The following is an 11,542-nucleotide window of genomic DNA, read 5'->3' on the forward strand; positions in this document are numbered from 1 at the left end:
AAACCTTCATAATCGCTATGAAGGTTTTTATTTATTATTGATTTCAAATGCAGTACGAATTCCTGCTTCAATAGCTCCTTCCATCCAGCCATTGAAGCCAGAAACATGATCACCGGCGAAATATATTTTTCCCTCGGCTTTTTCCATGTCAGCTTCTGCTTTTGCTGCACCGAGGGTCGGGGTAAGTAAACTGAAACAGCCTGCAGAGTAGGGATTTAAACTCCAATTAAAATAAACGAGCTTTTTAAATGCCTGGTAAACAATAGTGCCGTATATTTTAGCTAAATCCTTCATGACATATTCATATATGGATTTTGGAGGAGCACTTGTCCAGAGAAGAGCTCTTTCCCCCCAGGTATAGCTGACAGTCATCACGTTTATATCTTTTTGGCTGGGAATATAAGCAAAGGATATAGGTAAATCAGTGATGGCATTTCCGAAAGAATATTCTTCCCAAAAACGGAAGTGAAATTCAATACCAATTTTTAAAGAAGGAATATGATTTAATCTGCGAATCAACTGCCATTTTTGAAATGGGATAGAGTGCTTGGGGTAGATATCTATAAATTGGAGCAGGGGAAAAGGAATTGCGGAAATAACGAAATCTCCGCAGAAACTGGATTTTTGATTCGTATGAATTTCAACATAGGATGCAGGCGACTGATCGATAGCAACCACCTTATGATGTAAATAGGTATCTTCCTTTACCTGGTGATAGATAGATAATGGTAATAAATCATTTCCATTAGTTATTGCCGAAAAAGATACATCCTTTTGTGTTAAAGGCTCAAAAATATCCGTTAATATATCTACAAAACTGCCTTGTGAAAAACCTTCAATGCCTAACATAATGCTGATTAGAAAAACAGCATTTTTAGAAAGCGAAGGACCGATGGGATTATGAAGCAAAAATTCCTCAATAGAATAATTTTTATAGGCTTCCTCTAATTCTTTTTTTCCGGCGCTATCTGCTTGCTGATATTGTGTAAGGAATGGATGAATTGCTTCTTCGAATAAAGCAGAAGCGGTTTTACCTTTTTCTGATGGTGGAAGAGGAATCTGTAATATATCTGGATTTTTCTCATATATTTGACGTGTTGTCCGAACATGGTTGATGAAAATAATATCTTCTGGAGTTTCATTTATAAAGGGGTGTGTATGCAGCGAGAATTTATGTAAATAAGCGTGTACCAAATAATGATAATCTGGAATGCGCATGGCACCGGCATTAAGATAATTTTCATCACTGAAGGTTTTTCTGATGGTTAGAATTCTGCCGCCAATCCGTTCATTTGCTTCCAGGATGATGATATCATGTCCTGCTGCTTTTAACAGGCTTCCTGCAATCAGCCCTGCCAGTCCAGCTCCAATAATGATAATTCTTTTTGACTTACCGGTAACTTTTAAACCATCTGAGATAATTTCTAAGTAATTAGATGGGTATTTAAGCATCTCTTTATTTCTATCCATGAAGGATGCACCTCTTCTTATTAATTTAGCACATTAAATTCCCCGTCGAAATGAACTCTATGATAAAATAGCGATACAGGTCAAACAAATGATGATGTAAGAACATATTATGTGATAAATATAATAATTATGTTATTAGAGTCAACAAGGAGAGGATTTAAATGAAGAAAAAAGTTGGTATTGTATTTGGAGGGAAATCATCAGAGCACGAAGTTTCTTTGCAATCAGCCAAAAATATTGTGGATGCTATCAATCTGGATAAGTATGAAGTATATTTGCTGGGGATTGATAAACAGGGAAACTGGCATGTAAATGACCGGTCCCGTTATTTAATAAACGAAGAGGATCCAAGCTTAATCGCATTAAATAAAACAGGGAAGGGAATAGCTATTGTTCCTGGAGCAGAGGAGAACCAAATTATCCAGACTGGCTCTGATATAAGCATGGATCAATTAGACGTTATCTTTCCTATTGTACATGGAACACTCGGAGAGGATGGAAGCCTGCAGGGAATGCTGAGAATGGCAAATATTCCATTTGTCGGTTCCGGAGTACTCGGCTCAGCTATCAGTATGGATAAAGATATTGCCAAACGTCTGCTTCAGGATGCAGGTTTAAATGTGGCCTCCGGTTACAGCTTCCGTAAAGCGAAGCAGGACCAAATAGTCTATCAGGATATTGTGGCGAAATTAGGGACACCATTATTTATCAAGCCGGCAAACCAGGGCTCCTCTGTAGGTGTGCACAAAGTTGAAACAGAAGAAGAATTTAACCATGCTATCCAGGATGCTTTTATGTATGATCATAAAGTTTTAGTTGAGGAAGCTATCGAAGGGAGAGAGATTGAATGCTCGGTTTTAGGTAACGATCATCCAATTGCTTCTGTACCTGGAGAAATACTCCCGACTGTCGAGTTTTATTCATATGAAGCGAAATATATTGATGAGTCCGGGGCAAATCTGGAAATTCCGGCTTCATTAGAAAAAGACGTAGCAGAAAAAATTCAAGCTACTGCTATTCAAGCTTTTGAAGCTTTAAATTGTGAAGGGCTGGCCAGAGTAGATGTATTTTTAAAAGAAGATAATACTATTATTATTAATGAAATTAATACGTTACCAGGTTTCACGAAAATAAGTATGTACCCTAAACTCTGGGAAGAAAGCGGCGTTTCCTACCGGGAACTGATTGAGAGATTAATTGAACTGGCAATCGAACGCCACCAGAGAGATCAGCAATTAAAGAGCTCTATTTAATTATGTCTTCAAGATTAAAAGTTATAAAAGGATGGTTGAATGTCTAGCGGCAAAACAGAAAAAAATAATGCTAAAGTCTACTTACAAAGTAATCTTCCTTCAGTGATGTTTCATTTTTTCTTGACCGTGTCTGCAATGTTGTTGGTACTCTTTACAAATCAGGTAAAAGGAATATTTTTTAGTATTATAATTATATATGCTTTATTTGGATTGTTTTTGAAAAATCAAGGGGCGCTATTAAAAAATATCCAATCTGTTTCATTGGTTTTCATTATTAATCTGATACTTTATATACTGCTTCCTGTGGTACTGCCTCAGGCGCTGATGTTTTATTCCCTGCCGTATATTTATTTGGGTTTTATAAATGAGCGATTAATATATTTAGCTGCTATATTCCCATCTACTTGTATGCTGATCGGGTTATACGTGAAAGTATTGATGACCAGTTTAAAAAAGTAATATGTCAATAACAGGAACATTATTTGGAACAAATGTGACAGATGGTCCTCCAAAGTAAATGAAAAAAAGAGGAGCTGTGATAAATAAAGGAACAGTTCTTCTTTCTAATTAATGCTTGGATTTCCTGTTAGCAGATGGATAAGAATGGGTATACTATGAATATAAGCAAATACGGAGGGAGGGGACGTACCATTTTCAATAAACGTATTCGCCATATACAACGCTATCGTGAAATACTGGTAGCTTTTTCCCGAAACGGTTTTGGTTATATTGTAAAAGAATTAGGGCTTCAAAAAGTTGTTTCTTTACCTGAGAGAGTGCTCAAAGGAAAAAAAGAAATACATAATAAAACAACAGGGGAGCGAATCAGATTTTTCCTGGAGGAGTTAGGACCAACTTTTGTCAAGCTGGGGCAAATCGCAAGTACGAGAAATGATTTGATTCCACCGGATATTATAAAAGAATTGGAAAAGCTGCAGGACCAGGTTGGAAAAATTCCTTATACTGATATACAAGAAATTGTAGAACGGGAATTAGGGGAGCCTATTCAGGAAATATTTAAGGATTTTGATAAAACCCCCTTAGCGGCTGCATCTATAGGACAAGTCCATCATGCGGCTCTGCAGACCGGGGAAGAAGTAGCTGTAAAAGTGCAGCGCCCAAATATTGAAAAGAAGATTCATACAGATTTAGAAATTTTAATGAATTTTGCAGCACTTGCAGAAACACGTTTAGAGTGGGCAAAGCAATATAAAATTACAGAAATCATTGAAGAGTTTAAGGCATCTATCCTGGCTGAATTAGATTATACGCTGGAAGGAAGAAATGCACATAAAATTGCAATGAATTTTAAAAATGATAAAGAAGGTGTCAAAGTCCCCGATGTTTATTGGGAGTATACGACAGAACGGGTTTTGACGATGGAATTTGTCAAAGGTATAAAATTGGATGAGAATGAACAGCTTCTCAGGGAAGGGTATCAGCCCAAAATTATTGCGGAAAAATTAATTCAAAACTTATTTGAACAGATTCTGATGGACGGTTTTTTTCATGCCGATCCGCACCCGGGAAATGTAATGGTTCTTCCGGGTCATCAATTATTATTTATGGATTTTGGAATGGTCGGACGGCTGACACCGATGATGAAGGATCATTTGACAGATATGATTATTGCGCTGGCACGTCAAAATACGCATGCAATTGTGAAGGCTATTTATAAAATGGGTGTTGTTCCTGACGATGTAGATGACGATATGATGCGTGCTGATATGGAAGAGCTGCGTGATAAATATTATGATATCCCATTTAGTCAGGTAAGCTTGGGAGAAGCAGTCAATGATTTGTTCCGTGTTGCTTCTAAACATCGAATCCGGATTCCTGCTGACCTTTCTTTAGTCGGAAAAACGCTCTTAACGCTTGAGGGTACAGTAGAAAGATTAGATCCAGATATCAGTATTGTTAAAATTGCGCAGCCTTTTGGTAAAAGATTAATAAAAGAAAAATATCGTCCGAAAAAAATAGCTGAGGAAGTTTATGAGCAGGTTGATGATTATAAAGATATTATTCTGGATTTACCGGAGCATATTAATGCGATTTATAAGCTGCTGCGTTCCGGGAAGTTTCCTTTAGAAATATCAGTTGCCAGAGTGGATATGATTCTTAAGAAGCTTGACAGAGTCAGTAACCGGCTATCCTTCAGTATTGTATTGTTATCTTTTAGTATTATAATGGTTGGTTTAATTATTGGCTCGGCAATTGCCGGAGAAGTGTCTTACTTCTGGAGCCTGCCAGTTATTGAAATCGGTTTTGTTGTTGCAGTACTACTGTTTATATGGTTAATTTTTTCGATTTTCAGATCGGGAAGGTTTTAGGGAAGAGAAAAGCTTATGTCAAGCAGGAGGAATCTCCTTCAGACATAAGCTTTTTTGTTTTCAACTAATTTTATTAAAATACTTTATCGCCATTAAAGATGGAGTTTTTCACCACTACATAATCTACTGTACGGATAGAATCTAATTTCTTGCCGCCGGCATAAGAAATAGAAGATTGAAGATCCTGCTCCATTTCTGTCAAAGTATCCTGAAGTGCGCCTTTATGCTCTACATACATTTTCTTGCCTTCTACGTTTTTCTTTTCACCTTTTTGGAATTCAGAAGCAGATCCAAAGTATTCTTTTAATTTTTTACCGTCTTTTTCAATTGTCTCTCCTGGAGATTCTTCATGGCCTGCAAATAAAGAACCAATCATTACCATAGAAGCTCCAAAACGTACAGATTTTGCAATATCTCCATGCGTACGGATGCCGCCGTCTGCAATAATTGGCTTGGTTGCTGCTTTTGCACACCAGCGCAATGCTGCTAATTGCCAGCCGCCAGTTCCAAAACCGGTTTTGATTTTAGTAATACACACTTTACCAGGTCCGATACCAACCTTCGTAGCATCTGCTCCAGCATGCTCTAGCTCACGGACTGCTTCTGGTGTTCCGACATTTCCGGCAATTAAAAAGCTGTCTGGTAAATACTTCTTAATATGCTTGATCATCCGGATAACAGAATCAGAATGCCCGTGTGCAATATCAATTGTAATATATTCAGGTATAAGATTGTCATTAGCAAGCTCTTCAACAAATGCATACTCTTCATCTTTTACACCGACACTGATAGAAGCGTATAAATCCTGCTCTTGCATCGTTTTAATAAAATCAACACGCTTTTCCGGTTCAAAGCGGTGCATAATATAGAAATAATTATTTTCAGCTAAATAGGTTGCAATTTTTTCATCTATAATAGTCTGCATATTTGCAGGGACAATCGGTAACTTAAAGGACCTTCCACCAAACTCAATGGATGTATCACATTCTGAACGGCTATTTACAACACATTTTGCGGGAACTAACTGGATATCTTCATAATCAAAAACATTTTCCATGAAAAAACACTCCTAAACACGAATAAAATTTGTATTATATATTAAAAACATTCGCCTTTAGTAATTTAACCCAATAAGGATATTTTGTCAACGTTTTATGCTTGAGTATCGACAAAATAATTAGAAAATAAGAAACAGGAGTTTTACGAACGATTTTTTGTAATAAAACAACGTTTTTAATAAATAAGGGCAGACATGATATAATAAGGAACCAAAATCAAAGAATTGGATGAAAGAGGGAGGAAAAAATGTCTATATTTGCAAAGGATGCTTTGAAGGGAAGGCATGTATTAATTACAGGAGCAACTGGCGGAATAGGGATGGAAACTGCGGAAATCGTTGCGGGCATGGGTGCCAAAGTTACCATTACCGGACGGAATACAGAAAAGCTTGCAGAGCTCAGGCAAAAGCTTGAAACCATCATGGATGCTTCAGATATATTTGTTCAAAGAGCAGATATAACAAATAAGTCAGATAGAGAGCAATTAATCCGTGATGCGCAGGCGGCGTTAGGATTTATCTCTGATTTAGTGAATGCTGCCGGAGTTGCAGGGAATATGACGGTAGATCAGCTCGAAGAAGAAGATATTAAAGCAATGCTCGATATTAACTATTTATCGGCTTTCAGTTTAACTAAAGAAATATACAAGGAAATGCAGGAGAAAAAGCAGGGGAATATTGTTAATATAGCTTCTTTGTCCGGTTTGCGCGGTACATTTGGAAACACAGCCTATGCTTCATCTAAATTTGCGATGATTGGCTGGACACAGTCCATGGCGCTGGAGGCGATTGCATTTAACATCCGTGTGAATGCTGTTTGTCCCGGCTTTGTTGATACAGAAATGGTGGAAGGGTTATTTGAGAATAAAGCAAAAAATACAAATCAATCTTACGTACAAGTAAGAAAATCAGCGGAAGAATCTTTACCCTCAAAAAGAATTACGACTGCCGATGAGGTTGGCAGCACAATAGCTTTTCTGCTGACTGATGCAGCACAGAATATTGTAGGAGAATCTGTGAAAATATCAGGTGGAGCGGTAATGAGATAATATTGAAAAAGACTAACAGATTATATTTTCCGTTAGTCTTTTTCCCTTTATTTAAGCAGGAAGGCGGCTTTGTTACCTTTGGAAATATCTTTCGCTTCTGTATTTCTCATTGGCCCAGCTTCAATCTCCATACTTTTATCCTTCCAAATTTTTTCATACATTTCTTTGTCTAATAAGAAGGTTTGCAGCAGCTCGCCTTCTTCACCAGGTGCAACAGTATCACTATTGTCGTAAGGGAGTAGCATACCCTCGTTTAAAAGATATTGTGATCCATCGTTTACAGTGAGTTTTGAAGATATATCTCCCAGACCAATTTCCTCTTCACTTTGGTTGTCAATCTCAAATCTGATTGTAGCTATTGCTACGTTATCAGGATCTGTATAGCGGGGCGCTTCATCAGCATTATACTCTGTAGTTGGGGCAGGGGTATCTACAATAACATTGCCCTCTGCTAATATTTCTTCCGGTTCATCTTGTCCAAAAGGGTAAGCATAATAGCCGGTCACTTTGTCTTCTGCTTCAACTAAGTATTCGTTATCAGGTGCTAATATAGTTGGTAATTGTTCCTCTAAAGGAATAAGATCCCGATAATTATTGTGATGTTTTGTTGCTCCAACATAATCTATGTTTAGGGTAGGCATATAATGTAAATCCTGATCTGAATCATTCTTAATAGTATATTGTGCCAGGATAACGCCGCCATCTGTCTAATCCCCGAAAGGAATACTGAAATTAGTATAGAAATCCTCTAATTCTACCAATGGGTAAGCGTCCAGCGTTAATGATAACCCTTCCCTCTCATGAGACTGAGATTCATTGTTTTCAAAAAGAAGTGTAGCAGTACCTTCTGTTTCTTCTTCCATTGCAGTAATTAGTGCATCAAATTCTGCGTTAGAAGAGCCTGTTTGTGGCTTTTCTTCTTCATCAGTTTCAGTTCCGCAAGCAGTTAAAACGATTGCGAATATAGCTGCCAGAAGAACGTAAGCGTTCTTTTTGACATCTAATATCTCCATTTTTGTAATATGTATAATAGTAACATAATTTGGTATGGAAAAAAGTAATAATTTGTAAATAATTTTCTTTTTTAAAGAAAATTTCCTAATTTATTCGATTATTTGGAAATAAAAGATGCATTTTGAAGGAGAGACATAAAAAATGGAGTAACTGACTTTATACACCAGGAAGAAATTCCAGTTTTACAATGAGAAAATCAGAAAGAGCTCTATATCGAAAAGAAGCGCTGAATAAAGTTTCGTTTATAGATGAGCATTAAAAATAAGCTGCTGCGAAAGGGGAAGATCGGTCAGAAACCTCCCGCAGTGCTTGAAATATTTTATTGGAGCTGAGCCATCCCTTTAAAAACCAATTGACTTTACCCTGTCTATTCTTTTCTATACATCATATCCCCGTTAATAATTGTCATTTCAATATTGGTATCTAGTAACTCATCAGCATCCTTTAATTGAAATGGGTCGGCAGAATAGACTGTCATATCTGCAAGCTTGCCACGGGAGATTGTTCCCTTTATTTTTTCTTCATTGGTTGTGCAGGCTGCATATTTAGTAAATAAATAAAAAGCCTCCTGCATACTTAGCTTTTGCTCAGGATACCAGCCGTTATGAGCTTCCCCTGGAGCTTTTCTTGTAATAGCGGCATGAATTCCAAGTAAAGGATTAATTGGTTCAACAGGTGCATCTGATCCACCTCCGCAAATAACACCATTGTCCAGCAAGGTTTTCCAGGCATAGGCATAAGGCATTCGGTCTTTCCCGAGGCGATCCCTTACCCAAGGATAATCACTGGCAAGGAAGCGGGGCTGAATATCAACGATACGGTCAGGAGTGGCAAGACGCTTTACTAAATCAGGATTGATAACCTGCGCATGTATCAGCCGATCTCTATATGCAGCAGCTGGAAATTGATCCAGGATGTTCAGCACATTTTCTAATGCCTGATCACCAATCGTATGAACGGCAACAGGCATCGCTAGCTCTCTTGCACGTTTTACAATATTATAAAGGGTGTCCTGGGAAAGCATGGCCTCACCAAATTGTCCAGGGTGATCAGAATAAGCCTCTTTTAATAATGCAGTTCTTCTGCCAAACGCACCATCTGCAAATACTTTAATTGCCCCAATTTGCAGTGTATTATTCCCATAGCCGGCATACATACCTTCTTTATGAAGATCCTCCAGGTAATCATAATCAATTAAAAGATTTGTCCGCAGCCCCATACCTTCCTGATTTAATAATTCCTGGTAGAGGCGATAGGTTTGCTGCAAACCTCCTAAATAAGCCGGATCATTGGAGTGAACACTTGTAACACCATATTGAATAACAGTCGAAATGGTTTTTCGAAGTGCTTTTTTCCACGTGTCATAAGATTTATCAGGAATTTTTGCTTTAAATAATGTGGCGGCCGATTCCAGAATTAATCCGTTAGGTTCCCCATCTGCATCCGTCACAATTTCACCGCTCTCTGGGACAGAGAGATTGCTGGAATAATTAATCTGCTCAAGGGCTTTGGAATTAACCACTGCAGCATGTTCACATATTCTTGTAAGAAAAAGCGGGTGATGCGGGGCCACAGCATCAAGCTCCTGTTTTGTCGGCAGACCGCCATCTGTAAATAAATTTTCGTCCCAGCCGGCACCAAGCAGCCACTCGCCTTTTTCCAGGGTGCCAGCATGCTGTTTAATTTTATTTAAGAATTCTTTTTTCTGGGTGACCCCGGTCACATCTAAATCAATAAATTTCATTGCCTGCATAGAGAGGTGGAGGTGGGTATCAGTTAATCCCGGAGTAACTGTTTTTCCCTCAAGATCAATAATTGTATTGGTTTTTGTACTCCAAAAAGCAAGTATTTGAGTACTTGACCCCATATCAATAAAGCGCCCATCTTTGACAGCAACAGCTTCAACAATTGGCTGAGATGATTGAAATGTATATATAACACCATTAATATATATCGTTATCATCGAGATTCTCCTTGTCTAAATTATCATATCGTAATCTTTATTTAACACCTTTTCTAAATGAAAAAGCATATAGAAATGCAGCCATCAATCAAGTTTACAGGATTATTTCCAATCCTTTGCAAAAGAGTAATAAGATAAACTGTACTGTTATTTATCTTACCAAAATTGTTTCATTTTGACAGCAGGGAGATTGACACTTTCAGAAATTTTATTATATACTGTATTCAACAAAGTTGAATATAATGAAACTAAATTGAATTGTAAATAAACTCAATAAGAGCAGTTGTTGTAATTTTAATTTAACTATTTTCTTGTTAATTTGTGCAGCATCTATGCTTTCTTAGTTTCATTAGAAAATAGGGCATTCCTCAGTTTTAGTTGTACTTGTGCAAATAACATTTGATTTCTATTTTCATAAATTAAAATGAAAACGGATACAATGGGAGGGATTTTGATGCGCGGCTTACCAAGTAATGTCTATTTGAAGGAAGTAGGGCCAAGAGACGGGCTGCAGAATGAAAAGCAGTGGATTTCTACAGATGATAAGGTTGCCTGGATTAATATGCTTTCAAAAACAGGTGTTTCGGAAATTGAGTATTCTTCCTTTGTTCATCCCAAAATGATTCCCGCATTAAAGGATGCAAGGGAGGTAGGGAAGCGGATTATTCGTAAAAGTGGGGTAACATACTCTGCTTTAGTACCAAATATGAAAGGGTTAGAGTACGCTTTAGAGGCAGGTATCGATGGAGCATCCGTATTTATGTCGGCAAGCGAGACGCATAACAGGAAAAATATTAATAAAAGTATTTCTGAGACATACCCGGTACTGACAGAGGTCATTAAAGAAGCTAAAAATGCAGGCAAAATTGTAACAGGCTATGTTTCTACGGTCTTTGATTGTCCATACGAAGGGAGAATTGCCGTAGATGATGTACTAAGAGTATGCGGTCAATTGATTGATAGCGGGGTAGATTATCTTTCACTTGGAGATACAATTGGAACTGCTGTACCGACACAGGTGGAGAATCTGCTTGAAGGACTTTTTCCTTATTTTCCAAAGGATAAGCTGATTTTGCATTTCCATGATACAAGAGGGATGGCAATAGCCAATATTATGACTGCGCTTCATATGGGAATTACCCGGTTTGACAGTACTGTCGGAGGTTTAGGGGGCTGTCCTTATGCGCCGGGAGCTGCGGGTAATGTTGCCACAAATGATGTTTTATATTTATTGAATGGCCTTGGAATTGAAACGGGGATTAATGAGAAACGCATTCAGGAAGCAAGTATTTATATTCAAAATAAGCTGGGAAAAACGTTACCAAGCAGATCTGTAGCTTATTTAAAAAATGCTTAACATAGCGAAAGACACTATAAAAGTCTTGTCAAGTAAGTATTGACAAGAC

General features: G+C 37.7%; 9 protein-coding genes. 4 read left to right on the forward strand and 5 right to left on the reverse strand.

Annotated elements, in window-relative coordinates:
- Positions 1–27 precede the first annotated feature (27 nt).
- Entirely contained in the window at positions 28–1,470 is a 1,443-nt protein-coding gene (locus tag MKY30_RS16935) for a flavin monoamine oxidase family protein (RefSeq protein ID WP_341084878.1), read from the reverse strand.
- 161 nt (positions 1,471–1,631) lie between these two features.
- On the opposite strand from MKY30_RS16935, the gene ddlA reads away from it, so the two are divergent.
- A complete protein-coding gene (ddlA, locus tag MKY30_RS16940; protein ID WP_339285982.1) occupies positions 1,632–2,723 on the forward strand; it encodes a D-alanine--D-alanine ligase in 1,092 nt (363 codons plus the stop codon).
- A 614-nt stretch (positions 2,724–3,337) separates the two neighbouring features.
- Positions 3,338–5,053 (forward strand): ABC1 kinase family protein, encoded by a 1,716-nt coding sequence (locus MKY30_RS16945; protein WP_186813515.1) that lies wholly within the window; start codon positions 3,338–3,340, stop codon positions 5,051–5,053.
- A gap of 73 nt (positions 5,054–5,126) precedes the next feature.
- Here the strand turns inward: MKY30_RS16945 and guaC are convergent, their stop codons facing one another.
- Positions 5,127–6,110: a GMP reductase gene (guaC, locus tag MKY30_RS16950; protein ID WP_339285984.1), complete on the reverse strand. Its 984-nt coding sequence runs from the start codon at positions 6,108–6,110 to the stop codon at positions 5,127–5,129.
- Positions 6,111–6,358: 248 nt separating this feature from the next.
- On the opposite strand from guaC, the gene MKY30_RS16955 reads away from it, so the two are divergent.
- Positions 6,359–7,159 carry an SDR family NAD(P)-dependent oxidoreductase gene (locus tag MKY30_RS16955; protein ID WP_341084883.1) on the forward strand — a complete coding sequence of 267 codons (801 nt, stop codon included), beginning with the start codon at positions 6,359–6,361 and terminating at the stop codon, positions 7,157–7,159.
- Positions 7,160–7,206: 47 nt separating this feature from the next.
- On the opposite strand, the gene MKY30_RS16960 is transcribed toward MKY30_RS16955, so the two are convergent.
- From MKY30_RS16960 to MKY30_RS16970, 3 genes are all read right to left on the reverse strand, one after another.
- Positions 7,207–7,800, reverse strand: a complete 594-nt coding sequence (locus tag MKY30_RS16960; RefSeq protein ID WP_341084885.1) for a hypothetical protein — start codon at positions 7,798–7,800, stop codon at positions 7,207–7,209.
- Between the two features lie 66 nt (positions 7,801–7,866).
- Complete coding sequence (locus tag MKY30_RS16965) at positions 7,867–8,172, reverse strand: hypothetical protein (protein ID WP_341084886.1); 306 nt, start codon at positions 8,170–8,172, stop codon at positions 7,867–7,869.
- A gap of 368 nt (positions 8,173–8,540) precedes the next feature.
- Positions 8,541–10,136, reverse strand: coding sequence for an amidohydrolase (locus MKY30_RS16970; RefSeq protein WP_339285989.1), 1,596 nt, complete (start codon positions 10,134–10,136; stop codon positions 8,541–8,543).
- Positions 10,137–10,590: 454 nt separating this feature from the next.
- On the opposite strand from MKY30_RS16970, the gene MKY30_RS16975 reads away from it, so the two are divergent.
- The gene (locus MKY30_RS16975; RefSeq protein WP_339285991.1) at positions 10,591–11,493 is read left to right on the forward strand and encodes a hydroxymethylglutaryl-CoA lyase; all 903 of its coding nucleotides are present in this window, start codon (positions 10,591–10,593) and stop codon (positions 11,491–11,493) included.
- Positions 11,494–11,542 lie beyond the last annotated feature (49 nt).

The organism is Oceanobacillus sp. FSL W8-0428, from assembly GCF_038004405.1.
Lineage (GTDB): Bacteria > Bacillota > Bacilli > Bacillales > Amphibacillaceae > Oceanobacillus > Oceanobacillus sojae.